Here is a 25,203-nt window from a genome sequence, read left to right on the forward strand (position 1 = left end):
CAGGCGGCGGATCACAGCGCGGCGGGTCACGGCCGGGCGGGCCCCCGGTCGTGGGGCGGTGCGCCGGCCGTTACGGGGAGGCTACCAGTTCAGCGGTTCGCGGCGTCAGAGTATCCCGGGGCAGGGTTTCCGGCGGCCAGGCCGCCGGTTTCCGGGCCTTCGGAGTCCTCGAGGAACCCGCGCAGCCAGGCCAGCGCCTCGGCCCGGGAGGTGAAGAACTCGTGCGGGTAGTCGGTGTCCCGGCTGGTGGCCGCGGCGATCACCCGGTCCACCGCGCTGGAGCCCAGCACCGCGATGGCCAGGACGTCGGAGGACTTCGCGAACTCGTACCGGGCCGCCGCGCTGATTTCGACGTCGGTCATCACCGAGAGCATCGGCATGCGGCCGCTCCCGGTGATCGCGGCGGTCGCCTTGAGGGCGTCCCGCGCGTCGGCGATGTCCACGAACGAGCCCGGCGCCCAGGAGGACTCGATGATGCCGTCGGTGACCGTCAGCGAGTTCTTCCCGTTCGCAGCGAGGATCGTTTCGGCCGTCATCCGGCCCATTGTAGGCGCGGCGCGCAGTGGCAGCGTGTCAACACCCCGGTCAGCGGACGCCGGCACGCTTGCGGCGGTCCTTCTTGCCGCGCAGGTCCCGGTTCAGCCGGCGGTCGCCGTGGTACAGAATGGACTCCCAGTCGATCTCCTCGGGAGCCTTCGGCACGATGGCCGGAGCCTCGGCGCGGGGGGCCTTGGGCCTGACGTAAAGCCAGTTCAGCACGCCCAGGAAGATGTCCACGATGGAGTTCCGGACCCCGATGTAGGCCACGATCGCGTAGGTGGCCATGACCGCGTTGAACGCCGCGAACACCGCGTTGGCCCAGTTCTGCAGGGAGACGTCCCGCCAGACGGTGAAGAGGGAGAACGCCACGATCGCGTACGGGGCCAGGACGTAGATCGCGGGGGCGGCGGTCCGGTCCTTGACCTTGGGCGTGCGGGCGAACGGGATCTTGTCCCCGGTCAGTGCCTGCTGCAGCGACTTGATCACGCCGGCCAGGTTGACCGGCATGAGCACCAGGTTGAACCCGTAGATCCGGAAGATGTCGCTGAAACGGTGGCCGGAATCGCGGAGGTCGCTGCCCATCGCCAGGAAGTAGGGCAGGGCTGCGAGGAACACCAGCGGGCTGAGCAGTCGGCTGTCGTAGGGGTAGGCCAGTAGGAAGAGCAGGCCGAAGCTGGCCCAGGTGATGGAGGCCATGTAGTTCACCCGCAGCATGACCTCGCGGCCGCGCACGTTCCGGTCGGTGCCGCGGCGGCGCCGGATGGTGTCCCAGAGCTTGGGCAGGATCAGCAGGCCGCCGTTGGCCCAGCGCCGGCGCTGCACCACCAGGGACCCGAAGTCCGGCGGGGTGGCGCTGTAGCTGAGGCGTTCGGGGTAGTTGACCAGGTCCCAGCCCTCGCGGCCGAGGTCCACGCTGGATTCGGTGTCCTCGATGACGGTCCGGTCTTGGATATAGGTCCGCACCTCGAAGCCGCCCTCGGAGGAGATCTCCACGATGTCCTCAAGCGCCACCTTGCGGATCACGGCGTTGGCGCCCACCCAGAAGGTCGCGCCGTAGCGGGTCATGCCCTGGTGCTGGATGTGCTGGAGGTCGGTCGAGGCGCCGGCGACGCGCTCGATACGGGTCGGGGCGCCGCGGAAGGAGGAGTACGGGGTCTGGGTGACGGCGACCCGTTCGTTGCCCGGGGATTCCAGGAACGCGACCAGGCGCAGGCAGTAGTCGCGCAGCAGCAGCGAGTCGGCGTCGAGGGTCAGGACGTAGGTGCTGTCGGCCACGACCAGGTCGCCGGGCGCCGGCTCTGTGGCCTGCCGCAAGACGGTCCCGTCCGCGGTCTGTTCCTGCCGCCAGCGGTGGCCCATCAGGCTCAGGTAGGAGTTCAGGTTCATCGCCTTGTTCGCCTCGTGCGAGAGGCTGACGTACTTCTTGCGCTCGAACGAGGCGACCCGGGCGTTGAAGATCCAGGTCAGGCGGGCGTAGAGCTCGCGCATCCGCGGACGCTCGGGGACGGCGCTCTGGGCCTGGGCGGCGTGCAGGGCGGTCAGGACCAGCCGGAGTTCGCGGGCCAGGCCCATGAGGACCAGGTCCACGAAGAACTCATCGACGTGGTCCTCGACGCGTTCGGCCTCGGCCATGCCTTCGAGCCAGCCGGCGGCGTATTCGTATTCGTCGATGAGCGCGCGCAGGCCGGCGTCGCCGTGCTCCCCGCCCGCTTCGAAGGCCGCCAGAGCCGCGTTCAGCCGGGTGGCGGGTTCCTTCAGCGTCCGGGTGATGTTGGCGGCCAGGTCGCGGGTGGCCTGCAACCGTTCCTGGTCCGCCGGGTCGGTCGGGAAGGGCGGGTCATCGAGCAGCAGCACCACGGAAAGGTCGGGGAATTCCTGCAGCGCGGCGGACCACAGGGTGGCCCGGACCACCTGCGGCTCCTCGGCGTAGGAGGGGACCAGTACGGTGACGGAGGAGTGGTAGTCGGCGAAATGGCGGTCCAGTTCGCCGCGGGGGATCCTGCGGTGGTCGCGGAAGCGGTTAAGCGCGCCCTGGCGGGCCAGCAGGTACATCAGCGCCGAAAAAGTCAGGAATGTTACGACGACGACGTAGGAGACGGATTCGGCACGGAACCGGAACCCGGCGGTGGGGTCGTTGATGAGCTGCCGCAGCACGGTGGTCACCACATAGGCGAGCCAGGCCAGGACGGTGACGACGATGCCGACCCGGCCAAGGATGATTTTCCGGCGCGACGGCTCGGGGTGGACGATGGCCAGGGGCTCTGACCGCCGTTCCGCACCCCATTGGCGTTTCCGGGTTTTCGACGCCGCGTCATCGGCGTCCAGGTCTTCGGGCCGAGGCGCGGCCAGGACGTCAGTCATACTTCCCCATCTGCATATGTGTACCCCCAGCGGACACACGTCAGGCCGCGCTGTCCGCCATTGCACACCGCGATCTGCCCTTATACTAAGCGCACGACCCCGAATTATCAGTCCCCCGGCCGAAGATCGTTACCGGCGGGAGACCCTTGATTTGGCGGCGTATCCGCATTAGGGGGTTGCCGGACAGCTCTCCGACAAGCATTGGGGTAATTCTGTGTCTAACCGCTTTCCCGGACGCCGCCTTTCCAAGCTGCGGCTGGGGATCCTGATCCTGGTCGTGGCGGTCCTCGCCGGCGGCTCCTACCTGGGCCTGCGTTCTTTCCAGGACGCCAACGCCGCCTCCTCCATCCCCTCCGTCTTCTCGGGCTACGTGGATGTGACGGCCACGCCGCGGTTCGCGTTCGAGACCCCCACCACGGCCGAGGCGAAGGGCACCGTGCTGTCCTTCATCGTCGCGGACAAGCAGAACCCCTGCGTCCCGTCCTGGGGCGCCGCCTACGGCCTGGCCCAGGCCGAGTCGGACCTTGACCTGGACCGCCGCATCGCCCGGCTGCGCCAGGCCGGGGGCACGGTGTCCGTGTCCTTCGGCGGCCTGACCAACAGCGAACTGGCGGTCGCCTGCACGGACCAGGACCGGCTGACCGGCGCCTACCGTGACGTCGTCGAACGCTACGACCTCGCCTCGATCGACCTCGACGTCGAGGGTGCCGCGCTCAGTGACACCGCCTCGCTGGACCGCCGCGGCAAGGCCGTCGCCGCCCTCCAGCAGCAGCGCTCGGGCGCCGGCAAGAACCTCGACGTCTGGCTCACCCTCCCGGCGGACCCCAACGGCCTGACCGAGGCCGGGCGCGACGCCGTGGCCCGCACCCTCCGGGCCGGCGTAAAGCTGACGGGCGTGAACATCATGACGATGGACTTCGGCGGCAGCAAGCAGCCGGGACAGTCCATGTACCAGGCCTCCGCGTCCGCCGCCGAGGCCGCCCACAAGCAGCTTCAGGCCCTGTACCGCGACAACGGCGAGGACCTCGGCACGGACACCACCTGGCGCCGGCTGGGACTGACGCCGATGATCGGCCAGAACGACATTGCCGGCGAAATCTTCACCCTGGACGACGCGGCAGCGCTCAACGCCTACGCCAAGTCCAAGGGCGTGGGCCGGGTGTCCATGTGGTCCCTGAACCGCGACCGCACCTGCGGCAGCAACTACCCCGACGTCACCAAGGTCTCGGACAGCTGCAGCGGCATCAACCAGGGCAGCTCCTCCTTCTCGACGGTCCTCGGTGCCGACGTCATCCCGACCCGCAGCGCCGACGCACCCGCACCGGCGGCCTCCGCGACCCCCACTGCCACCGATGACCCCTCCACCAGCCCGTACCCGGTGTGGAACCAGACGTCCCGCTACGTCAGCGGCGACCGGATCGTCTGGCATGGCAACGTCTACGAGGCCAAGTGGTGGACCCAGGGCGACAGCCCTGACAACCCCGTGGAACAGGGCGCAGCCGTGCCGTGGAAGCTGATCGGCCCGGTTCTGCCCGGCGACCGCCCCAGCCCCCGCGCCACGGTCCCGGCTGGCACCTACCCGGACTGGTCTCCGACCACCGTGTACCAGCGCGGCACCCGGATTCTCTTCGACGGGTACGCCTTCGAGGCCAAGTGGTGGAGCCAAGGCGACAGCCCGCAGGCCATGCTGGAGGGCGCCCCGGACTCCCCTTGGCTCAAGCTCACGGCAGCCCAGCTGCAGTCGCCATCGGCAACGGCGTCGGCGACTGCCTCCCCCACCGCGTCCGGGAAGTAGCGGCCGCCAACCCCCTTTTCCGTCCGCCCGATCCGTCCAACCGAAGGAGCACCCGTGTCACTGCGCAAAGGAATGTCCGTGGAGTGGAACTCGCCCCAGGGAAAGACCCACGGCAAGATCGTGGAAAAGAAGACCAGCGACTTCGAGCTGGACGGCAATACGCACCGGGCCAGCGAGGACGAGCCGCAGTACGTAGTGGAGTCGGCCAAGACCGGCGCCCGCGCAGCCCACAAGGCCTCGGCCCTGACCGAAAAGAAGTAGCCGCCGGGCCGTCCCGCCCGGGCATGTGACCAGTCTCACCTGCAATATTCGACTTCTGGCTTGAGGGCCCTTCCGGCCGCTGTGCATCATGGAAATCCATACTGGTGGACGCAACGGGGCCACACCGGTGGGCTTTCCAGCCGCCCTGGTCCCGGGTGTTTCCGGTGTGGACTGACGGCGGCTCCGCATCGGTGCGGCAGCCGGAGATCCGGATCAAGAATGGAAGCCTGAACAATGACGTTTGAAACTGCCACCACCGTGACCCACAAATTCTGGGACCGTGCCACGATGCACCACGAGCTGGACGCCCTGGTCCACGAGCACTCGGTCCGGCACAACACCGCCAAGTCCAACGTCGCCGTCCACGCCAGCGGCCCCAACACCTTTACGCTCAGCGTGCAGCACGGCGCGGGCAACCTTGAGGCGGCGTCCGCCTAGGATCCGGCTAACCGGCCGCTGACCGCATGGCCGTCTTGGCCCGGTACATATCCTGGTCAGCGCCGACAAGCAATGAGGCGGCAAGATCGTGGACCCGGTCCGCTCCGGCGGTCGGGTCCACTGCCGTTTCCGCCTGGCCCACTGCGATCGACAACGGCAGCGTGGCGCCTTCGACCGCCAATGGGGCCGCCAGGCAGCCCCGGACCCGTGCCGCCACGGCGTCGAGCTCTGCCGCGGTCACCAGGTCCGGAACCAGGATGACGAACTCGTCCCCGCTGTACCGGGTCACCATGTCGGAACCGCGGACCGCACCGGACAGCATCCGGGCCACGTGCTCCAGCACCCGGTCCCCCGCGGCGTGGCCCAGGGAGTCATTGACGAGCTTGAAGTCGTTGACGTCGCAGAACAACAGCCCCACGCGCCCGCCGTCGTCCCCGGCCCTCGCCAGGGCCGCAATCAGGCTCTCCTGCAGGTGCCGGCGGTTCGGCAGCCCCGTGAGCGGGTCGTGGAGCGCCCGGTGGTGCGCCTCCCGCAACAGGGCAGCCCGCTCCGCGGCGGCGTCCTCCAGCTGCCGGTGGGCGGCGGCCAGCTCGCATTCGTAACGCCGCCGTTCCGGTGCGGCGTAGAAAATCGCCAGGTCCCGCATCGCTCCCCCGATTTCGGTCCGCGTCACCGTGAGCAAGACTGGCCGCCGCTCCCCATCCGGCCCCAGCAGGGAGACCGCCAGCTCGGACAGCTGGCCTTCCCGGTCCAGGACCGGGCCGGCGTGGGTCCGGAACATCAGCCTGTCCCCGGCGGGGAAAAGGTCAAGCAGCCGCGTCCCCGCCAGGGCGCCCGGCAACGCCCCGGCCCAGCGGGTGAGGGTGGCGTTCGCGGCCTCGATCACGCCGTCGGTCCCGGCGACGGCGTATCCGGCCGGCGCGGCGTGGAAGAGTTCGCCGTAGTCCAGCGGCGCGGGCCCGGTCACGACGCTGCCAGGAAGTCGAGCATGGCGGCCGCGGTCTCCTCGGGCGCACTGGACTGCGGGAAGTGGCCGGTGGCGGCGAGGCGGACCAGCGTGCCGTGGGCCAGGTTCTCCTGAAGGTAGGCGCCCACCGAATCGGGGGTGACGACGTCGTCCGTCGCCTGCAGCACCAGGGTCGGAACCAGAACCCCGGAAAGCAGGTGGCGGGTGTCGGAGAGGAAGGCCACCCGGGCGAAGTCCCGGGCCACGCGCGGCCCGATGCGGCCGAAGCTGCCCTGGACCTCACGGTCCAGCTCGGGGGCGTCGGGGACGTTCATATAGACCGGCGCCATGGACTCTGCCCACACCAGATAGTTCGAATCCAGGGACCGGAAAAGATCGTCAAGGTCGCCGCGGCTGAACCCGCCCTCGTAGCCCTGGTCCGGGTGGTCCACGTAGCAGGGCGAGGCGGTCAACAGGATCAGGCGCCCGAAGCGGTCCGCGCCGTCGCGTGCCGCGGCGCTGACCGCCATCATGGACCCCACGCTGTGTCCCACCAGCGTCGCGTCCCGCAGCTCGAGCCGGGCACAGACCTCCAGCAGGTCGTCCACGTAGGCCTCCAGCGAGGCGTAGCGGCCGGAATCGTAGGACGCCTTGTCCGAGCCGCCCGAGCCGACGTGGTCCAGCAGCACCACGCGGTACCGGTCCGTGAAGGCGGGAAGGATCCGGCGCCAGATCGATTGATCCGTTCCGAAGCCGTGCGCGAAGACCAGAGCCGGGCCGTCCTCAGGACCCAGGGTCCGGACGTTGTTGCGGACCAGCACATCGGTTACCACGTGATCATCCCGCCTTCTCACCGACCCTCGTCGGTCTCGTTGCTGCCCCTGCCGGCCGGCCTGGAAACGGCGGATGAGTTGTACCATCCTAGCCCCGGCCTGCCCCCGGCCTTGGAGCCGGGCTGGACAAGACAATAATACTAGTTAGACTAGCTACGTTGTCTCCTAGCTAATAGATCGGTGATCCCATGACGGCAGTCCTCGAACCCCAGCAGGCGGCCCCCGCCGCCTCATCAGTGCCCGTCGACGCCGCCCCGCAGCACTGCGGTGGGACCATGGTGAAACGGAAAGCGTCGCTGGATTCCCTGCTCTGGGGCTTCCAGCTGCCCGGCTCCGCGGAGTGGATCTGCCCCTGCGGCTTCCGGCAGGACGCGGCCGCCGCCGGAGAACCGCTGCACGCCGTCCGCACCGCCGCGGCACGGGTCGAAAGCCTGCAATGGGAGCTGGACGCTGCGAAGGACGAACTGCTGTCCGCCCTGCGCACCGCGGCCGCTAACGGTTCGACTAGCACCGAGCTCATCGAGGCTGCCGGACTGCCCGACGACGACTTCGCCCGGCTCCTACTGTGACCTTCGCCCAACTTCTCGGCGACCAACACCGCGCGGCCCGCCCCCTGCACCGTCGGACGCCCGGCCAAGCTCCGGCCACACACACGCCGCTCCCCGCCAAGCCCGGGACCTGCCCCGCGGCTACCCCCGGCATCGTCAGCCGGGCGGCGGGCACCCCCGCCGCCACGCGCACCGGCGCCGGCGAACGCCTCCTGGAAGGCCGCTACCGCCTCGGGGACTTGTTGGGCCGCGGTTCCGAGGCGGACGTCTACCGGGCCACCGACCTGGCAGCGCGGGGTTCCGCCCCCGAGCTGGCAGTCAAAATCTTCCGCGCCGGGACCGAGGACGCCGCCTCGCCGTTCATCCGCGAGCGGGATCTCCACGGCCCTCTGCGGCACCGCGCGATCGTTCGGGTGCTGGGCCACGGCCGGGCGGCCGACCACGCCACAACGGAGGCCGGCCGCGGCTACGTCGTCACCGAGCTGGTTGACGGCCCCGACCTGCGCTCCCACCTGCACGGCAACACCCTCAGCGCCCGGCAGGTGACCGTCTGGTCGGCCGACATTGCCGGGGCACTGGCCCACCTTCACCGCCGCGGCATCGTGCACAACGACGTGAAGCCGGCCAACATCATCCTGGGCGGCCTCATATCCGGGGACACCGGCACAGGAGGCCGGGCCATGCTGACAGACTTCGGCATCGCCACGAGCGCCCGGCACCGGGCCAACAGCGCCACGTCCGGCACGCCCCACTACCTCAGCCCCGAGGCGGTCCACGGCACCGGGACCAGCAGCGCCAGCGACATCTATGCCCTGGGCCTGGTGATCTTCGAATGCCTCACCGGCATCAAGGCCTTCCCCGGTCCGGCGCTGGAATCGATGGTGGCCCGGACGCTGCGGCTGCCGCGGCTCCCGTCGACGGTCGGGCGGCGCTGGTCCGTGCTGCTGCATGCGATGACCGATCCGGAACCCTCCCGCCGGCCCACAGCCGCCGCCGTCGCTCGCGCCCTGAAGCGCATCGACCGGTAATGCCGGCCGGGCGCTCATCCGGCGATGTGGACGACGGCAACCTCCACCGCACAGCGGCGCGGTTCCAGGTGTGCGCGGACCGCGGCTGCCGCTGCGCGTGCGACGTCGGGGGCGCGGTGTCCGGTGGCCACGCCGATGCGGGCCTTGACCGTGACGACGTCGCCGGAGGCGTCCACAGCCACCGGGTTGGGAGCCTCGCCGGTGACCGCGGCGTGGGCGGCGCCGGCAATGTTCTGCCACACCGGGTGGGCCGGGTACAGCTTCTGGACGCCGTCGACCTGTTCGAGGACCCGGCGCAGTTCGCCTGCCACGGCACTGTCCGGCACGCCGTTGACAGCAGTGTCCGGTGCGACGGCCGGGGCGTGGTCCGAAGCGCTGGCGCTCGGGCGCAGGGGCTCGGTCATGGCTTCTCCTCCGGTGTGGTCTGGGTCCGGTCCGCCGATGGGGGCGGGGCCAGGATGTCGGTAATGGTGACGTCGATCGACGTGATGTTCAATTCGGTTTGCTGTGACAGCGTTTCCGCCAGCTGGCTGCGGAGCTCGGCCGCCCGTTGTTCCAACGGGTGGCCGTACACCACGGCCAGGTCCACGGAGACGGTCACCGGCGCCCCCGGGGTTCCTACGTCCCCGTGCAGCCGGCATTTTCCCGCCGCGGTCCCGGGCAACGCATCCGCCACGGAACGGATCACCGCTGAAATGGCGCCTTCCGTCTCGGACAGGATGTCGTCTACGTGGCCACCGCGGACGGGAATGCTCCGCCCGGGCCTGAGTTCCAGCCGCAGGTTGTCCAGGATGGACTGCATCCAGTCGTCGGTACCGGATCCCGCCGCCGCGATGTCGGCGTCGCGCAGGTCGGTGCCGAGCGCCGAGATGCTGCCCAGCGCCGCCAGTCCCGCCTGGCATTCCGGGCACTGATTGAGGTGTCCGGGGTCGGCGAACTCGCCGGTATCCAGATACGTGCTGAGTTCGGCCAGGGTATGTCCGCAGTCGAGGGTGTCGTTGGGTGTACTCATCGCCATTCCTCCATTTCGCGCGCCAGGGTGACCCGCGCCCGTGCCAGCCTGCCGCGGACGCTCGCGGTGCTGATGTTCAGGGTCTGCGCGATGTCCTCGTAGCTTTGGTCGTTGAATTCCTTGAGCACCCAACAGCGGCGCTGTTCCTCCGGCAGTGCTGCCAGCGCCCGCTTGAGTGCTTCAATCCGCGAGCCGCTGACTGCCGAAGATTCCGGGTCCGGGCTGGCGGGCCGTCCGGCCATGCCCGCGTCGAGGGTCTCCTCGACCGAGTCGACGTCGGTGTGGAAGCGGCGGCGGCGCAGGTGGTCGATGCTGCGGCTGCCGGTGATGCGGAGCAGCCAGCCGCGGACCGCCCCGGGTTCCCGCAGGGTATCGATCTGGCGCCAGGCCTGCATCAGCGCCTCCTGCACGACGTCATCGGCGTCGGCGAGGGAGCCGGTCAGGCGGCGTGCGGCGGCCCGCATCACGGGCCCGTGACGCCGGGCGAGGGTTTCGAAGGCCGCGGTGTCGCCGTCGGCGGCGCGGCCGGCAAGCAGCGCATCCGGGACGGCGTCCAGGTGGTGCGGCGCCGGGGGTGAACCAGTCACGTGTCTGTCGCTTTCATCGCGGGCCGTAGAGAGCGGGCCATAAAAGTGGGCCGGGCACCGGCCCGGGTACCCGTAGGGGGCGGCCCGGGCCGGGTGCGGCCGGTGGAACTAGTTCTTGCTGAAGCCTTCTTTGATCTTGCGCGCGGCTTCCCGGAGGTTGCCACCGACGTCGGCCGCGGCGTCCTTGATCTTCTCGCCGGCGTCCTGCAGCTGGGCTTTGGCCTGGTCCTGCTGGCCCTCGCGTTCCAGCTGTTCGTTGCCGGTCAGCTTGCCGGCACCCTCCTTGGCGGCGCCGAGGTGGTTGGTCACGGCGTTGTTGGCCTTGTCATCGATCCCCATGATCGTGTTCCTTTCCTATCGGTCGTGCTCGTGTGAGGGGTGGTGCTCTGTTCCGGTACCGGTCAGCGGGCGCGGTCTGCGCCGGCCACCCGGGACCGTACTCCGGTGGTGATTCGTACCAGGACCGGGACCGGATGCCCGATCAGCGCGTCGATGCCGCGGACCAGTTCCTCGGCGGTGTCCGCGAGTTCCCGCGGTGAGGCGCCCTTCCGGGCCTCCAGCCGGAGCCGCAGTCCGGTGCCGCGCCGGTTTTCCCAAGCGGAGACGTTGCTGCCGACCACCAGGCGGTTGCCGTCCAGCGCCTCGCCGACGGCGGTGCCGATGAGACCGGCGTCGATGGTGGTGGCACCCCGGTCGCCGTCGTCGTCGCGGGCCAGCCGGGGAGTCCGGCCGCCGCCCTGGGAGGCGAGCCAGGCCACGGAAAGCGCGGCTGCGATGAGGAAGACGGCCACCGCGGCCACCGACCACCAGCTCCCGGGCCGTCCCGGCAGGGGCGCCGAGCCCAGTGCGGCCCGGGCCTGGTCCGCCAGGAAAGTGCCGGTGGCGGTCCAGGCGGCGGCGATGTCCGGGACCAGCCCGGCCGCGGCCGTCACGGCGCCGGCGGCCAGCAGGACCAGCCCGGCAAGCGCCAGCAGGATGCGGTTCAGTGCCCTGTTCGTGTTGCTCACTGTCCCAGCACTCCTTCTTTGAGGATCCGGACCGAGGGCGCGAGCCGGCGGTCCAGGCGGTAGGCGGCGAGTTCGCCGTCCACCGCCGCGTGGATGGCATCCCGGTCGGCGGGCACACCGGAGGTGGGGCGGACCTGGACCGTGACCGACCGGGAGGAAACCGTGGAGGTCACCTGGCCGGGGGTGAGTCCGGCGGCCAGCCGTGCCCGCCGGGAGACGGCGGCGGCGATGACCTCGTCGTCCACCACGACGGCGGTGCGGTCGCTTTCGAGGGCCCGCCGGGAGCGGCGGCCGCCCGCGAGCGCGGTGAGGAGCAGGGCCAGGCCCAGCAGCGCCACGCCCGCGCCGGCCGCGGCCAACCCGGCCGGGATGGTGGCCTGGGGCAGTCCGGTCAGCCAGCGCCACAGCTGTCCGGGAGCGGCCAGCAGGGCGGGTTCGCCGAGCAGTCCCAGCACGGTCTCCAGCGCCAGCCAGAGGAAGAGGACGGCCAGCAGGATCGCGGTCACGGCCGAGACTGTCGCTCGGGAGGAGTGGGTTTCCCGCCGGAGAATCCGCCGGGTTGCCTGGCTCTGGTTCACGCCACTCTCCTTTCCTGGTGCTCGCGTGGGGTCTTGGCGCCGCTCAGCCGGATGTCCACCCGTCCCAGCTGCATCCCGGTCAGCTGCGGGGCGCGGTCAAGGATGGCCTGCCGCGCTGCGCGGGATTGGTCGAAGAGGCTGACCGGCTGGTCCGGCCGGGGGCCGAGCAGCGGCGGCACGGCCAGCTGCACAGTCACCGCGGCGGCCAGCTGGCCGGCGTCGTCGTCCATCTGGGCGGAGACGTTGCCCCGGGGAACCCCGAAGGCTTCTGCTGTGACCGCTTCGATGGTGTGCCGCAGGGCCGTCCCGGTGATCCGGGTGTGGCCGGTGCGGGTCATGACGATGAGCGCTTGCCGCGCAGGGCGTCCAGCACTCCGGCCAGGTCCAGCCGCCCCTCGGCGCTGCGGCCGAGGATGGCACCGATGCCCATGAACAGGGCGGTCAGGACCAGTCCCCAGAAGCCGAACGCCAAGGCGACGACCGCCAGGACGGCGCCGACGGCGACGCCGGCTACCGTCGGGCTCATGCGACCCTCGGCTCGTTGTTGTCGTCGTCATCCTGGTCATCCGAGGGGACGTGAATGTCGGTGATGGTGATGTTGACCTCGGTGACCTCCATGCCGACCAGGTCCTCGACGGCGTTGTACACGGCGTCGCGGGCGTTATCGGCCACCTGCTGGAGCGGGTAGGGGTACTCGACGACGAGGGTCACGTCGACGGCAACCTGGGTCTGGCCGACCTCGACGCTGACACCCTGGGTGAGGTCCTTCTGGCCAACCTTCTCGCGCAGGGTGCCTAGGGCCCGGGCCGCGCCGCCGCCGAGGGCGTGGACGCCCTCGATCTCCTGGATGGCGATGCCGGCGATCTTGGCGACGACGCCGTCGGCCACCGTGGTGTTGCCGCGGCCGTCGTTCTTGGTGTGCTGGTTGGTGGTGGCGACCGCGGTGGACGTGGTCTTGGCCGGAACGTCTGCGGGGGTGTGCGTCTGGTTGGTCATTGCTATCACTCCTGTTCGTTGAGGGAGGCGCACTGATGCGCCGTCACTAGGAAGACGGGGCGGGCACGGGAAACCTCACGGTCGACTTCACGTGAGCTGCATCACAGTCTTGTGCGCAGTCAGGAGCGGGCCGGAACCGGCCCCCGGGCGTTCATCTTCGCTCCACGCCCGGTTCATTACCTGCGGGTAGCTTGGCCGGGTCAGCCGGAGCTCCAACCCTGAGAGGCTCACCATGAGCGCGACCCGTACCCGAGGCATCCTTACCGCCGCCGCAGCCATCGTCCTGGCCGCATCCGCGATCGGCGGCACCGCCGTCGCCCAAGCCGCGGACAACGACAACCGCGGTGGAACGGACCCCGGCTCCCACGCCCAGGACGGCCGCGACAGTGCCCTGGCGGACGCGTTCAACCGCGTGGACCGCGGAACGGCCTGGCAGCAGACCTCCAAGCTGAAGCTCAACTTCCCGACGTACCACACGGAGGGCATCGCGTTCGGCGGGGACCACATCTTCCTCTCGGCCGTCCAGATCACCGAGCCCACCACCAAGTTCGCCGCCCCGCAGAACGGGTTCGACCGGACCCCCGGCAAGGGCATCGGCCACCTGTTCGTCATGGACAAGGCCGGGAACCTGCAGAAGGACATCACCCTTGGCGAGGGCGATATGTACCACCCGGGCGGCATCGACTTTGACGGAACTAACGTCTGGGTGCCGGTGGCGCAGTACCGCCCGGACAGCAGCGCGATCATCTACCGGGTGGATGCCAAAACCCTGGACGTGCACAAGCAGTTCGAGGTCAAGGACCACTTCGGCGGCATCGTCATGGACAAGCAGACCGGCCACCTGGTGGGAAACACCTGGGGATCGCGGCGCTTCGCCGAATGGGACCTCCAGGGTAAGCAGCTCGCCACCTGGCAGAACCCGAACTACTTCGTCGACTACCAGGACTGCCAGTACGTCCCCTCCTCCAAGATGCTCTGCGGCGGCATCACCAACCTCCCGCAGACGCCCGCCGCCGGCGGGACCGCCGGAACCTACGAACTCGGCGGGATGGCGATGACCGACCTGAAGTCCCACGCCGTGACCCGCGAGGTGCCGTTCCAGCAGTGGTCCACCGCCGGCCACGTGGCCACCCGCAACCCGTTCAAAATGACCGCCGACGGCGACCACCTGACCCTGAAGGTGGCTCCGGACAACGGCGACGAAGGCAACGGCACCGAAATCCTCACCTACGAAGCCACCGTCAAAGCCGCCAACTAGCGGCACCAGCCCCAATGCAGGCCCGAACCGATCGGAAAATCATGATTCCCCCAGCCCACCGCTCCACCCGACGGCGCATCGCCGCCGCCACCGGTGCCACCGCCCTGGCCGCCACGGCCCTTACCGCAGGCCTGGTCGGCGTCGGCGCCGGTCCCGCCTCCGCCGGCGGCGATGACCACCGCGGCACCGCGACGCCCATCCAGCACGTCGTCGTGATCTTCCAGGAAAACGTCTCCTTCGACCACTACTTCGCCACCTACCCGAAGGCCGCGAACATCCCCGGCGAGACCCAGCAGGGTTCGGGCGCCCAGGCGGCCACCTTCACCGCCGCAAAGAACACGCCCAAGAAGATCGACACCCTGGCCTCCGCCGGCCTGCTGGCGCCGAACAACCCCAACGCCAAGCAGCCGGAGCGGCTCACCCCGCAGCAGGCCGTCACCTGCGACCAGGACCACAACTACGGCGCCGAGCAGAAGGCCTACAACGGCGGGCTGATGGATAAGTTCGTCGAGTACACCAGCCGGGACGCGTGCGGCCCCAACCAGTACGGCCGCAACGGGCTGACCATGGACTACTACGACGGCAACACCGTCACCGGCATCTGGAACTACGCCCAGAACTATGCCATGAGCGACAACCACTACAGCACCGTCTTCGGTCCCTCCACCCCGGGCGCGCTGAACCTGGTCTCCGGCCAGACCCACGGCGCCACCGAGTTCACCGCGGACGGCAAGCCCGTGGCCACGCCCGCCGCCGGCAGCTACACCGTCCGCCAGCCCGACGCCAACGGCGTGGGCACGGTCATCAACGACCCGGACCCTGTCTACGACGACTGCTCCAATAACAGCCATGCAAAGACCAACAACCTGGCGGGCATGACCGGCAAGAACATCGGTGACCTGCTCAGCGCCAAGGGCACCTCCTGGGGCTGGTTCCAGGGCGGCTTCAGCCCCAGCACCCCCGCGACGGCCACGGCCCCGGCGTCCTGCCTGACCAGCCACACCAACGCCGCCGGTGCCTCCGTGGTGGACTACTCCCCGCACCACCAGCCGTTCCAGTACTACAAGTCCACGGCCAACCCGCACCACCTGGCCCCGGCCTCGGACGCGGAAATCGGCCACGACGGCCAGGCGAACCACCAGTACGACCTGACCGACTTCGGCAAGGTGGTCAACACGGACAACATGCCGGCCGTCTCCTTCCTGAAGGCGGGCATGTTCCAGGACGGGCACGCCGCCTACTCCGACCCGATCGATGAGCAGAAGTTCATCACCGCCACGGTCAACCAGATCCAGAAGTCCAAGAACTGGGAAAACACCGCCGTGGTTCTGGCCTACGACGATTCGGACGGCTGGTACGACCACGCCGCCGCTAAGGTGAAGAACTCCTCCAACACCGCCGACGACGCCGCGTGGTGCCAGAACGCCGCGGCCGCCGGTGTCCCGATGGCCGGCGGCTACGCCGATCGCTGCGGCCCCGGCCCGCGCCAGCCGCTGGTGGTCATCTCCCCGTACGCCAAGAAGAACTTCGTGGACCACACGCAGACGGACCAGGCCTCGATCCTGCGCTTCATCGAGGACAACTGGCACACTGGCCAGGTCGGCGACGCCTCCGCGGACGCCGGGGCGGGTTCCCTGAAGGCGATGTTTAACTTCGAGCACAAGCGTCCCGGCACGGTGTTGCTGGATGAGCAGACCGGGTCCGTGGCCTCCGTCACCGGCCCGAAGGATGACGGCCAAGACGGGGACGCGCAGGGAGACGATTCAGGCAAGTAGCCCCTCCGGAGCAGGCCGCCGCCTGCCCCGTCCCTGAGGAATGCGCCGCCCAGCTGATGCCGGGCGGCGCTTTCTTTGCCTCCGGATAGGCTGGCCGCATGACCCCTCCCGCAGATCTGCTGCCGGCGCTGGCTGGTGTCGCCGTGCTGGTGGCGGTGACCCTCTCGGTGCTCACGGCCTACCGTGTCCCCGCCCGGTTCTCACCTGCCTGGGCCATCCTCCGCGGCGCCCTGCAGCTGGCGGCCATCAGCCTGATCCTCAGCGGCGTCATCACCAACGGCTACCTGGTGGCCCTGGCGCTGCTGGTGATGTTCACGGTGGCCGCCTGGACGGCCACCCGCCGGCTGGGCCGGGACCGGCGGATGTTCGGCCGGGTCAGCGCCGCGATGGGCGCCGGGGTGGCCGTCACTCTCGCCGTCGTCTTCGCCACCGGCGCCATCGAGTTCTCGCCGCGCTACGCGCTGGCGATCGGCGGCATCGTCATCGGCAACGCCATGTCCATTACCACCCTGGCCGGCCGGCACTTCCAGCAGACGGCCGCGGCCCGGTGGGAGGAGGTGGAGGGGTGGCTGGCCCTGGGCGCCCGGCCGCGCCAGGCCACCACCGAGCTGGCCCGCGAGGCGGTGCACGCGGGGCTGGTCCCCACCACCGACCAGAGCAAGACCACCGGCCTCGTCACCCTGCCCGGCGCCTTCGTGGGCGCCATCTTCGGCGGTATCTCCCCGCTGTCTGCGGGGGTGTTCCAGGTGGTGGTGCTGGCCTCGATCATGGCCGCGGGTGCCATCACGGCCGTGGTGATCGTGCTGTTCCTCGCCCCGCTGCGGGTCAAGCCGGTCCCGGCGGCGTGAGGCGCCAGGACGCTGGACAACAGTGCCCCCGCAGCAAGGAAGCCCGCCCCGGCACTCGGCCGGGACGGGCTCCCTCAGCGGTGGAATGGCGTTACGCCTGCTTGTAGACCTTGCGGGCGACGGTCAGGCTGGCCGCAGCGATGATGGCGATGGCCACCAGGTAGTAGCCGGGCACCAGCAGGGATCCCGTGCTGCCGATCAGCGCGGTGAGGATGAACGGGGCGAAGCCGCCGAAGACGGTCACGCCGATGTTGTAGCCCAGCGAGAGGCCGGTGGAGCGGATCCGCGCCGGGAACATCGAGGACATGATCGCCGGAAGCGGGGCGAAATACGCGGTCGCCAGGACCGAGAGCACCAGTTCCACCACGATCATGGTGGGCAGCTCCGGGGCGGCGATGAGGGCCAGGAACGCCGGGATGCCGACGACGATCGTGCCGCCGGCGGCCCAGGTCATGACCCGGGCCGGGCCCACCTTGTCCGAGAGCATGCCGATGAACGGGGAGCCTGCGCTCATCACGATGCCGAAAATCAGGGTGGAGAGGAACGCGACCGCCTTGGGCATGTTCAGGTTCACGATCGCGTAGGTGGGCATGAAGAGGGCGATGTATACGCCCACGGAGCCCAGGGAGACGACGCCGACGATCGCCCAGAGCCGCCCGCCGTTGCCGACGAAGGTTTCCCGCAGCGGCGCCGTCGAGGTTTCCGTGGCGAGGAACTCCGGGGTCTCCTCCATCTTGGAGCGGATGTACCAGCCCACGGGGCCGATCGCGAGGGCAAAGATGAAGGGCAGCCGCCAGCCCCAGGACTCCAGCGACTGGGTGCTGAGGTAGCCGTTGAGGACGAACCCGAAGATCCCGGCCAGCAGGATGCCGCCGCCCTGGGTGGCTACCTGCCAGCTGCCGTAGAACGCCTTCCGGGTGGGGGCGTATTCGATCAGGTAGGCCGTGGCGGTGCCGAATTCGCCGCCGGTGGCGAAGCCCTGCAGCAGCCGGGCCACCAGGACGATGATGCTGGCCGTCACGCCGATCATGGCCGCTGTGGGCGCGACGACGATCAGCAGGGTGCCCACGAACATCACCAGGATGGAGACCAGCATGCCGGCCTTCCGTCCGGCCCTGTCCGCGTAGCGCCCGATCAGGATGCCGCCGAGGGGCCGCATGATGAAGGAGACACCGAACGAGGCGAAGGTCAGCAGCAGGGAGGCGGCATCGCTGGTGGTGGGGAAGAACAGCTTGGAGATGGTGACGGCGAAGGTGCCGTAGACGATCAGGTCGAACCATTCGAGGCCGTTGCCGATCGAGGCGGCAACGACGGCCTTGCGGGCGTTGCCGCGTTCGACGGCGTTGAGGGTGCGCGGGGCGGCCTGGCTGTCCGCGTCGGCGTCGACTCCCGTGGCGGCCGTGCCGGTGGTGGTGGGTTGGCTCATGGCTGCGGGGTCCCTTCGGTGGGCTCGGTGGAGGTCAGGTGGTCGGCCAGCGCGCGGAGGAAGTCCTCGCAGGCGGCGATCTGGCTCAATTTGATGTATTCGTTGGCGGTGTGGCCCTGGTCCATGGACCCGGGTCCGCAGACCACGGTGTCGATGCCGGCGCGCTGGAACAGGCCGGCCTCGGTGGCGTAGACGACCGTCTCTTCGACGGCGTTGCCGGTCAGCCGCTGGGCCAGGTCCAGGGCAGCGCGCGGGCCCTCGGGGCTGAGGCCGGGGACGGCGCCCAGCTGTTCCATGACGATGTCCGTGCCGGGCTTCTCGGCCTGGATCTCGGCCCGGAGCCCCTCGAGGGCCTCCCGGATCCGGGCGATGATGCCCTCCGGGTCGACGCCGGGGATGGTCCGGAATTCGAACTCGAAGGCGCAGTGCTCGGCGACGGTGTTGACGGCCGCGCCGCCGCTGACGACGCCGACGTTGGCGGTGGTGTAGGGCACCACGAAGGTCGGGTCGAAGGGGCCGGAGAGCCGGTGCTCGTCGGCGAGGGACCGGATGGCGGCGATCGCCCGCGCGGCGTATTCGATCGCGTTGACGCCGGTGGAGGTCATCGAGGAGTGCGCGGCGATGCCGGAGACGGTGACGCGGAAGAGCTGGCTGCTCTTGTGCGCGGAGACCGGCCGCATGCTGGTGGGCTCCCCCACGAAGCCGAGCCGGGGCCGGATGCCGCGGGCTTCCAGTTCGGCGAGCAGGACGACGGCGCCGTGGCAGCCAACCTCCTCGTCGTAGGTCCAGGCGAAGTGGAGCGGCTCGGCGAGGGGCCGGGACAGGAACTCGGGCAGGAACCCCAGGATGGCGCCGCTGAAAGCCTTCATGTCGGTGGCGCCGCGGCCGTAGAGCCGGCCCTCTCGGATCTCGGCGGCGAAGGGGTCACTATGCCAGTCCTGGCCGTCGACGGGGACGACGTCGGTGTGCCCGGCGAGCACGATGCCCCCGGTGACGGTGCCGTCGGCGGCCGGGATGGTGCCGAAGAGGTTGGCCTTGCGGCCGTCGGGGCTGGGGACCACCAGCGGGGTGATGCCGCGGGCGGAGAGTTCGTCGGCAATGAACCGGATGAGTTCGAGGTTGGAGTTGCGGCTGGTGGTATCGAAGCCGATCAGCGTGGCGGACCAGTCAACGGCCGCGGCGCTGGGCGCTCCGGCCCCAGAGGTGGCAGGCAGAGAGGTGGCAGGCAGAGACGTGGCAGGCAGAGACGTGGCAGGCAGAGACGTGGCAGCCGGTGAGGTGGCAGGCGTCATGGGTGGATTCCCCCGGAACGGTGTTGGAGTGCTGCGCCATGGCGGTCCGGTTGCGGTCTCCGGCCCGGCGCGGCGGCGGCCAAACGGCCCCGCTGTCCCCAGTATTTGGCCCCCGGACGACGCCTGTCAACACTTTGAGCCGCATTTATTCATTTTATTGAACGAAGCCGGGGGCGTGTCCGCTCAGAACGATGGCGGCGTCATCGCCCCGATCAGCACCGCGTCCTGGTCGGTGGGGTTGCGGTACCAGTGCGGCAGGGAGGAGTCGTAGGTCAGCGAATCACCCTCCTCCAGCTCATACCCCACGCCGTTGACGCAAACGTAGAGCCGCCCCTGCACCACGGTCACGCACTCTTCGCCGGCGTGCTTGAACGGGGCGTCCTTGTTGTCCCAGCCGGCGGCGATCTGGGCGCGCAGCATGCCCAGCTGGCCGTTCATGTGCGGGGTCAGCAGCTCATAGATGAGGTTGTCCTCGGCCACTTCCAGGCGGCGGCGTTCGTCGCGGCGGACCAGTGCCCCGCCCTGGTCCTTGGTGTCGAAGAAGCGCCCCACCGGCACCTTGAGCGCCTGGGAGAGCTTGATCAGGGTGGTCAGCGAGGGGTTGCCCTGGCCGCGCTCGATCTGGCTCAGTAGGCCCGGGCTCAACCCGGCCGCGGCGGCGAGCCCTCCGATGCTGAAGCCGGCCTCGCGGCGCAGGTGCAGCACCAGGGCGCCGACGGCGGTCATCGCCCGCTCGGCCTGGTCTTCGACCCCGGGAGACTCAAGCGTCAGGCCGGGGTGGCCGCCAAGATTGTCCATGCCACGATGCTCCGCCATAGTGAAGTTATCGTCAAGATAATGAAGCCCACCCGGACCGGAGGCGCCGGCGGTAGCGTGGAGGCATGAGCGAGGCTTACCGCTACGACGTCGAGATCCTGCACCTGCTGGTCTCCCCCGCCCACGCCTACTTCGGCCGGGCCAGGGAGGGCGCGGCCGACGTCCCGACGCACGACGCCAATGAGGCACAATTCGTCGCGGGCAAGGGGATCACCGGGGACCGGTTCTTCGGCAAGGCCGCGCACATGGACGCCGCCGCGACCCTGTTCGCCGTCGAGGGCCTGGAGGCGATCGCCGCGGAGCTCGGCACGCCGCCCCTGGACCCGCTGCTGACCCGTCGCAACGTGATTATCCGCGGCGCCGAGCTGGCCCCGCTGCTGGGCCACGAGTTCGTGCTGGAGTCCGGCGGGGACACGGTCCGACTCAAGGCCGGACGACCCGCCCACCCCTGCGCCTGGATGGATTCGATGCTGGCCCCCGGCGCCCACAAGGCGATGCGCGGGCGTGGCGGCGTGCGGTGCCGGGTGGTGTCCGACGGCGTGCTGCACCGGGGCCCCGCGGTGCTGGTCAGCCCCGTGCCGCTGGACCCGGCGCGGGCTGGTGAGGCGTCGGTCCTGCGCCCGTCACGCCTGCCGTAAGGGGCACCGCGGCCGCTCCACTAGGCTTGGCGCCATGACATTTGAAGCGGTCCTGGAGTCCCTTCGCGGCGTGGCGAAGGGGTCCACCCACTCGCACACCGGACTGTGGGTCTCGGACCAGCTGCGGCAGCGGATCGCCGCCGGCGACCTCACCCCGGGGACCAAGCTCTCAGAGGAGGCACTCGGCGAGGCCCTCGGCGTCAGCCGCAACACCCTCCGCGAGGCCTTCACCGCCCTGCACGCCGAGCACATCGTGACCCGGATCCCCAACCGCGGAGTGTTTGTGGCCCGGCCCGGCGCCGAGGACATCCGCGAGATCTACCGGGTCCGGCGCTTCGTCGAACCCGCCGCCGTCCTCTGGCACGAGGCCGCGCCGGTGGACGAGCTTCGCGCCGTCGTCGCCGATGCCCAGGATGCCCGCGCCCGCGGCGACATCGCCGGGATGGCGGGCGCCAACCAGGAGTTCCATCGCGCCCTGGTGGCCCGCGCCGGCAGCGAGCGCCTGGACTCACTGATGAAGCAGGTACTGGCCGAGATGCGCCTGGTGTTCCACTCGATGGGCTCGGACCCCGCCTTCCACGAACCCTATGTCGCGGACAACGCCCGGGTCCTGGAGCTGATTGCCGCCGGCCACAACGCCGAGGCGGCGGAGCTGATGCGGGACTACCTCAACCGGGCCGAGGCGCAGCTGCTGGCCGCGATGGCGCACGAGCTGCACTAAGCCGGATTCCCACCGGAAGCGGGGCGGCCGCCGGGGCCCGGACGGCACGGTCCGCCACCCCTCTTGCGCATTGTTCAACAAAACCATAAGCTGTGGATCACAGTGATGGGCATCACTTTGCGGAAGTCACCCCTTTCAGCTCGGCCGGGCCGGCCATGCCCCTAACTACTCTCGTCCGCGGAACACTGCTGCGTCCTGCGGGGATGGATGGATATGCTCGTACTCATCGGGGTCTTGCTGGTCATCGTCGGCTTCGCCGTCCGCCTCAACCCACTCATTGTTGTCACCGTTTCCGGCATCGTTACGGCGTTGTTGGGCGGCCTGTCCCCACTCGAGATCCTCAACGCGTTCGGCTCCGGCTTTGCCAGCAGCCGGTCCGTGACGATCTTCGTGGTGGTCCTGCCGGTCATCGGCATCATCGAACGTTTCGGGCTGCAGGAGCAGGCCAAGACGCTGATCGCGAAGCTGGCCAGGCTGACCGCCGGCCGCGTGCTGCTGGGCTACCTGCTGGTCCGCCAGGCCACCGCCGCCGTCGGCCTCACCGGCATCGGCGGCCACGCCCAGACCGTGCGGCCGCTGGTGTTCCCCATGGCGGAGGGCGCCGCGCTGCGCCGCTACGGCCACGTCCCCGAGAAGGTCCGCGAGAAGATCAAGGGCCACTCCGCCGCGGCGGACAACGTGGGTGTCTTCTTCGGTGAGGACATCTTCGTGGCCGTCGGCTCCATCCTGCTGATCACCTCGTTTGTGGACACCACCTACAAGCTGCACCTCGAACCCCTGGAGCTGGCCGTCTGGGCCATCCCCACCGCCATCATCGCCTTCCTCATCCACGGCTTCCGGCTGCTGCGGCTGGACCGCCAGCTGGACAAGGACGTCCGCGCCGCCGTCGAGGAAGAGAAGTCCGCCGTCACAGTAGGAGAGACCGCATGATCAAGGTTGAAGCCGTCTTCTGGCTGATTGGCATTCTTTTCATCGCCTGGGCGTTCCTGATTTCCCGGGATACCACCCACCCCAAGCGCTGGGGCAGCTCGGCTTTCTGGGGCCTGCTGGGTCTCTGCTTCTTCTACGGCTCCTGGGTGCAGGCGAACACCGCCCCGGCCTGGGTCCTGGGCGTGGCCGTCCTGGTCCTGGTGGTCCTGGCCAGCACCGGGCCCCTCGGTGACGGCAAGTCCCGCACCACCAGCGAGGCCGAACGCACTGCGTTCGCCGCCCGGTTCGGTAACAAGCTCTTCATCCCGGCGCTGACCCTGCCGGTGGTCACCGTGATCATCGTCCTGCTCGCCCCGGTCCTGAAGGTCGGCGGCCAGCCGCTGTTCGACCCGGCCAACACCACCCTGCTGGCCTTGGCCGTCGGCGCCATCGCGGCCGCCGTCGTCGCCGTCGTGCTGCTCAAGCCCAAGAACAAGCTGACCCCCATCTTCGAGGGCCGCCGGATCCTCGAATCCATCGGCTGGGCCGCGCTGCTGCCGCAGATGCTCTCTACCCTGGGCATCCTGTTCACCAAGGCCGGCGTGGGCAAGGCCGTGGGCACCCTGGCCACGGGTGTACTGCCGGAGGGTTCGCTGATCGCCGCCGTGATCGTCTACTCCGTGGGCATGTTCCTCTTCACGGTGCTGATGGGCAACGCGTTCGCCGCGTTCCCGATCATGACGGCGGCCATCGGCTGGCCGGTGCTGGTCCAGGGCTTCCACGGCACCCCGGCGATCATCTTCGCGATCGGCATGCTGGCCGGGTTCTGCGGCACGCTCTGCACCCCCATGGCGGCCAACTTCAACCTGGTGCCCTCGGCGCTGCTGGAGATGAAGAACAAGTACGGCGTCATCAAGGCGCAGGTCGCCACCGCCGTGCCGCTGCTGGCCGCCAACATCGGCCTGATGTACTTCCTGGCCTTCAACTGATCCCGTCCGCCACCACCCGTTAGGGGCACCATGAGCCACTCCGCCGCACCGTCCGCCGTCACTGTAGTCACCGCCGGAACCGAAGAGATGGACCGGCTGGCCGACACCTACGCGGACATCGTGCTGGAGAACCTGGGCCGGCCGTACCCCTACGCCTCGCACCACGTGGAGACGTCGCTTGAGGACCGCCCAAGCCCCCGCGAGCTCCACCCGGCGTTTTACACCTCGTTCGACTGGCATTCCTGCGTGCATATGACCTGGCTGGGCGTGTCCCTGCTGGAACACGGCGTCAGCCCGGACCGCGACGCGGAGCTGCGCCGGGTACTGGCGGCCAACCTCACCCCGGAGAACCTCGCCGTGGAGGGCGCCTACCTGCAGGCCAACCCCAGCTGGGAACGCCCCTACGGCTGGGCCTGGCTGGTGCGGCTCGCCGCCACCGCCATCACGGCGGAGGACGCGCAGGTCCGGGACTGGGGCTCGGCCCTGGAACCGCTGGTGGACATCGTGGCGTCGCTGGTGGCGGAGTGGACGGCCAAGGCCGAGTTCCCGGTCCGCCACGGACTGCACACCAACGCCGCCTTCGGCCTGGGGCTGATGCTGGACGCCTTCCGCGTGCTGGGCCGGGACCGGGCCGCCGCCGTGTGCGAGGAGGCGGCGCTGCGCTGGTTCAAGGGCGACGCCGGCTGGCCCGGCGAGTGGGAGCTCAGCGGCCAGGACTTCCTTTCCGCCGGGTTGAGCGAGGCGGACCTGATGGCGCGTGTGCTCGACGGCGGGGACTTCGCCGCCTGGTTCACCCGCTTCCTGCCGGACCTGGAGCCGGAGTCCCGGATCCTGGCGCCGTTCACCGTCACCGACGAAACCGACGGCTACCTGGCGCATCTGAACGGCCTGAACCTCAGCCGGGCCGGGCAGCTGATCCGGATCAGCGCCGCGCTCTCCGACTCCGGATCCGCGTCCGGGTCCTCGACGGAGGAGCTGCGCGGCGTTCTCGACGGCGCCGCGGGTCCGCTGCTGGAGGCCGGCCTGGCCGCGGTGAGCACGGACGAATTCATGTCCAGCCACTGGCTGGCCAGCTTCGCCTGGGACGCGCTGGCCTCGGCGCGCTGAGGACGGCGGCACGTTTCGTAGACTCTAGGGAGATTCGGCGTGCCGCCTCCCGGCGGCATGCCCGCCACAGGAAGAGCCATCAATGAAGATTGTCGTCCTAGTCAAGGAAGTCCCGGACACCTACGGGGACCGGAAACTGAGCCTCGAAACGGGCCTCGCGGACCGCGGGGCCAACGAGGCGGTGATCGACGAGATCGGCGAGCGCGCCCTGGAAATGGCGCTGAGCCACGCGGACGCGCACGAGGGAACCGACGTCGTCGTCCTCTCGCTCGCCCCCGAATCCGCCACCGCCACCCTCCGCAAGGGCCTGGCGATGGGTGCCGGCAGCGCCGTGCACGTCTGCGACGAGGCGCTCCGCGGCGCGGACCTGGGCCTCACCGCCGAGACCCTCGCCGCCGCCATCCGCCGCACCGGCTTCGACCTGGTGGTCACCGGCAACCTCTCCACCGACGGCACCGGCGGCATGATCCCCGCGATGCTCGCCGAACTCCTCG

The 25,203-nt window shown here is 69.8% G+C and carries 29 protein-coding genes and 1 pseudogene; 14 read left to right on the forward strand and 16 right to left on the reverse strand.

Annotated elements, in window-relative coordinates; genetic code table 11:
- Positions 1–89 precede the first annotated feature (89 nt).
- Entirely contained in the window at positions 90–536 is a 447-nt protein-coding gene (locus tag AB0305_RS11995) for an STAS/SEC14 domain-containing protein (RefSeq protein WP_290256239.1), read from the reverse strand.
- Between the two features lie 49 nt (positions 537–585).
- On the reverse strand, positions 586–2,901 hold the full coding sequence (locus tag AB0305_RS12000; RefSeq protein WP_364134047.1) for a glycosyltransferase family 2 protein: 2,316 nt from the start codon (positions 2,899–2,901) through the stop codon (positions 586–588).
- A 214-nt stretch (positions 2,902–3,115) separates the two neighbouring features.
- Between AB0305_RS12000 and AB0305_RS12005 the strand changes: the two genes are divergently transcribed.
- From AB0305_RS12005 to AB0305_RS12015, 3 genes are all read left to right on the forward strand, one after another.
- On the forward strand, positions 3,116–4,696 hold the full coding sequence (locus AB0305_RS12005) for a carbohydrate-binding protein (RefSeq protein WP_364134050.1): 1,581 nt from the start codon (positions 3,116–3,118) through the stop codon (positions 4,694–4,696).
- A gap of 54 nt (positions 4,697–4,750) precedes the next feature.
- Positions 4,751–4,957, forward strand: a complete 207-nt coding sequence (locus AB0305_RS12010) for a DUF2945 domain-containing protein (RefSeq protein WP_290256242.1) — start codon at positions 4,751–4,753, stop codon at positions 4,955–4,957.
- Positions 4,958–5,191: 234 nt separating this feature from the next.
- Positions 5,192–5,395, forward strand: coding sequence for a hypothetical protein (locus AB0305_RS12015; protein ID WP_290256243.1), 204 nt, complete (start codon positions 5,192–5,194; stop codon positions 5,393–5,395).
- A gap of 7 nt (positions 5,396–5,402) precedes the next feature.
- Here the strand turns inward: AB0305_RS12015 and AB0305_RS12020 are convergent, their stop codons facing one another.
- The gene (locus AB0305_RS12020) at positions 5,403–6,362 is read right to left on the reverse strand and encodes a diguanylate cyclase (RefSeq protein ID WP_364134054.1); all 960 of its coding nucleotides are present in this window, start codon (positions 6,360–6,362) and stop codon (positions 5,403–5,405) included.
- Positions 6,359–7,174: an alpha/beta hydrolase gene (locus tag AB0305_RS12025; protein WP_364134057.1), complete on the reverse strand. Its 816-nt coding sequence runs from the start codon at positions 7,172–7,174 to the stop codon at positions 6,359–6,361. The genes AB0305_RS12020 and AB0305_RS12025 overlap by 4 nt, the downstream gene beginning before the upstream one ends.
- 188 nt (positions 7,175–7,362) lie before the next feature.
- On the opposite strand from AB0305_RS12025, the gene AB0305_RS12030 reads away from it, so the two are divergent.
- Positions 7,363–7,743: a hypothetical protein gene (locus AB0305_RS12030; RefSeq protein ID WP_364134060.1), complete on the forward strand. Its 381-nt coding sequence runs from the start codon at positions 7,363–7,365 to the stop codon at positions 7,741–7,743.
- A complete protein-coding gene (locus tag AB0305_RS12035) occupies positions 7,740–8,750 on the forward strand; it encodes a serine/threonine-protein kinase (RefSeq protein ID WP_364134063.1) in 1,011 nt (336 codons plus the stop codon). The genes AB0305_RS12030 and AB0305_RS12035 overlap by 4 nt, the downstream gene beginning before the upstream one ends.
- A gap of 14 nt (positions 8,751–8,764) precedes the next feature.
- Here the strand turns inward: AB0305_RS12035 and AB0305_RS12040 are convergent, their stop codons facing one another.
- The 9 genes from AB0305_RS12040 to AB0305_RS12080 form a co-directional block, all read right to left on the reverse strand.
- Positions 8,765–9,154, reverse strand: a complete 390-nt coding sequence (locus AB0305_RS12040; protein WP_364134066.1) for a hypothetical protein — start codon at positions 9,152–9,154, stop codon at positions 8,765–8,767.
- On the reverse strand, positions 9,151–9,762 hold the full coding sequence (locus AB0305_RS12045) for an Asp23/Gls24 family envelope stress response protein (protein WP_364134069.1): 612 nt from the start codon (positions 9,760–9,762) through the stop codon (positions 9,151–9,153). Before AB0305_RS12045 ends, AB0305_RS12040 begins: the two co-directional genes overlap by 4 nt.
- Positions 9,759–10,349 carry an RNA polymerase sigma factor gene (locus AB0305_RS12050; protein WP_290256250.1) on the reverse strand — a complete coding sequence of 197 codons (591 nt, stop codon included), beginning with the start codon at positions 10,347–10,349 and terminating at the stop codon, positions 9,759–9,761. The genes AB0305_RS12045 and AB0305_RS12050 overlap by 4 nt, the downstream gene beginning before the upstream one ends.
- Positions 10,350–10,457: 108 nt before the next feature.
- Positions 10,458–10,688 carry a CsbD family protein gene (locus AB0305_RS12055; protein ID WP_290256251.1) on the reverse strand — a complete coding sequence of 77 codons (231 nt, stop codon included), beginning with the start codon at positions 10,686–10,688 and terminating at the stop codon, positions 10,458–10,460.
- A gap of 62 nt (positions 10,689–10,750) precedes the next feature.
- A complete protein-coding gene (locus AB0305_RS12060; protein WP_290256252.1) occupies positions 10,751–11,356 on the reverse strand; it encodes a hypothetical protein in 606 nt (201 codons plus the stop codon).
- On the reverse strand, positions 11,353–11,934 hold the full coding sequence (locus AB0305_RS12065) for a DUF6286 domain-containing protein (protein WP_364134073.1): 582 nt from the start codon (positions 11,932–11,934) through the stop codon (positions 11,353–11,355). Before AB0305_RS12065 ends, AB0305_RS12060 begins: the two co-directional genes overlap by 4 nt.
- A complete protein-coding gene (locus AB0305_RS12070; RefSeq protein ID WP_364134076.1) occupies positions 11,931–12,272 on the reverse strand; it encodes a hypothetical protein in 342 nt (113 codons plus the stop codon). Before AB0305_RS12070 ends, AB0305_RS12065 begins: the two co-directional genes overlap by 4 nt.
- Positions 12,269–12,460 (reverse strand): DUF2273 domain-containing protein, encoded by a 192-nt coding sequence (locus AB0305_RS12075; protein ID WP_290256255.1) that lies wholly within the window; start codon positions 12,458–12,460, stop codon positions 12,269–12,271. The genes AB0305_RS12070 and AB0305_RS12075 overlap by 4 nt, the downstream gene beginning before the upstream one ends.
- Positions 12,457–12,930: an Asp23/Gls24 family envelope stress response protein gene (locus AB0305_RS12080; RefSeq protein ID WP_290256256.1), complete on the reverse strand. Its 474-nt coding sequence runs from the start codon at positions 12,928–12,930 to the stop codon at positions 12,457–12,459. The genes AB0305_RS12075 and AB0305_RS12080 overlap by 4 nt, the downstream gene beginning before the upstream one ends.
- Before the next feature lie 232 nt (positions 12,931–13,162).
- On the opposite strand from AB0305_RS12080, the gene AB0305_RS12085 reads away from it, so the two are divergent.
- From AB0305_RS12085 to AB0305_RS12095, 3 genes are all read left to right on the forward strand, one after another.
- Positions 13,163–14,188: a DUF6454 family protein gene (locus AB0305_RS12085; RefSeq protein WP_364134081.1), complete on the forward strand. Its 1,026-nt coding sequence runs from the start codon at positions 13,163–13,165 to the stop codon at positions 14,186–14,188.
- A 41-nt stretch (positions 14,189–14,229) separates the two neighbouring features.
- Positions 14,230–15,963, forward strand: coding sequence for an alkaline phosphatase family protein (locus tag AB0305_RS12090; RefSeq protein WP_364134084.1), 1,734 nt, complete (start codon positions 14,230–14,232; stop codon positions 15,961–15,963).
- Positions 15,964–16,061: 98 nt separating this feature from the next.
- Positions 16,062–16,811, forward strand: a complete 750-nt coding sequence (locus AB0305_RS12095) for an ABC transporter permease (protein WP_364134087.1) — start codon at positions 16,062–16,064, stop codon at positions 16,809–16,811.
- Between the two features lie 91 nt (positions 16,812–16,902).
- On the opposite strand, the gene AB0305_RS12100 is transcribed toward AB0305_RS12095, so the two are convergent.
- The 3 genes from AB0305_RS12100 to AB0305_RS12110 all read right to left on the reverse strand — a co-directional run bounded on the left by AB0305_RS12100 (position 16,903) and on the right by AB0305_RS12110 (position 20,327).
- Complete coding sequence (locus AB0305_RS12100) at positions 16,903–18,237, reverse strand: MFS transporter (RefSeq protein WP_364134090.1); 1,335 nt, start codon at positions 18,235–18,237, stop codon at positions 16,903–16,905.
- Complete coding sequence (gene argE, locus AB0305_RS12105; RefSeq protein ID WP_364134093.1) at positions 18,234–19,529, reverse strand: acetylornithine deacetylase; 1,296 nt, start codon at positions 19,527–19,529, stop codon at positions 18,234–18,236. Before argE ends, AB0305_RS12100 begins: the two co-directional genes overlap by 4 nt.
- A 183-nt stretch (positions 19,530–19,712) precedes the next feature.
- The gene (locus AB0305_RS12110) at positions 19,713–20,327 is read right to left on the reverse strand and encodes an XRE family transcriptional regulator (RefSeq protein ID WP_364134096.1); all 615 of its coding nucleotides are present in this window, start codon (positions 20,325–20,327) and stop codon (positions 19,713–19,715) included.
- 83 nt (positions 20,328–20,410) lie between these two features.
- Here AB0305_RS12110 and AB0305_RS12115 point away from each other — a divergent pair, with 83 nt between their 5' ends.
- The 6 genes and pseudogenes from AB0305_RS12115 to AB0305_RS12140 form a co-directional block, all read left to right on the forward strand.
- Complete coding sequence (locus AB0305_RS12115) at positions 20,411–20,983, forward strand: MOSC domain-containing protein (protein WP_364134099.1); 573 nt, start codon at positions 20,411–20,413, stop codon at positions 20,981–20,983.
- Positions 20,984–21,017: 34 nt separating this feature from the next.
- Positions 21,018–21,704 (forward strand): GntR family transcriptional regulator, encoded by a 687-nt coding sequence (locus AB0305_RS12120; RefSeq protein WP_364134102.1) that lies wholly within the window; start codon positions 21,018–21,020, stop codon positions 21,702–21,704.
- Positions 21,705–21,917: 213 nt separating this feature from the next.
- A complete protein-coding gene (locus AB0305_RS12125) occupies positions 21,918–22,634 on the forward strand; it encodes a DUF969 domain-containing protein (protein WP_290256265.1) in 717 nt (238 codons plus the stop codon).
- Positions 22,631–23,602, forward strand: a complete 972-nt coding sequence (locus tag AB0305_RS12130) for a DUF979 domain-containing protein (protein ID WP_364134108.1) — start codon at positions 22,631–22,633, stop codon at positions 23,600–23,602. Before AB0305_RS12125 ends, AB0305_RS12130 begins: the two co-directional genes overlap by 4 nt.
- Before the next feature lie 30 nt (positions 23,603–23,632).
- Complete coding sequence (locus AB0305_RS12135; protein WP_364134111.1) at positions 23,633–24,709, forward strand: DUF2891 family protein; 1,077 nt, start codon at positions 23,633–23,635, stop codon at positions 24,707–24,709.
- Between the two features lie 82 nt (positions 24,710–24,791).
- Positions 24,792–25,203: pseudogene (locus tag AB0305_RS12140) on the forward strand (electron transfer flavoprotein subunit beta); the annotation flags it as partial.

It is taken from the genome of Arthrobacter sp. NPDC080086, from assembly GCF_040702285.1.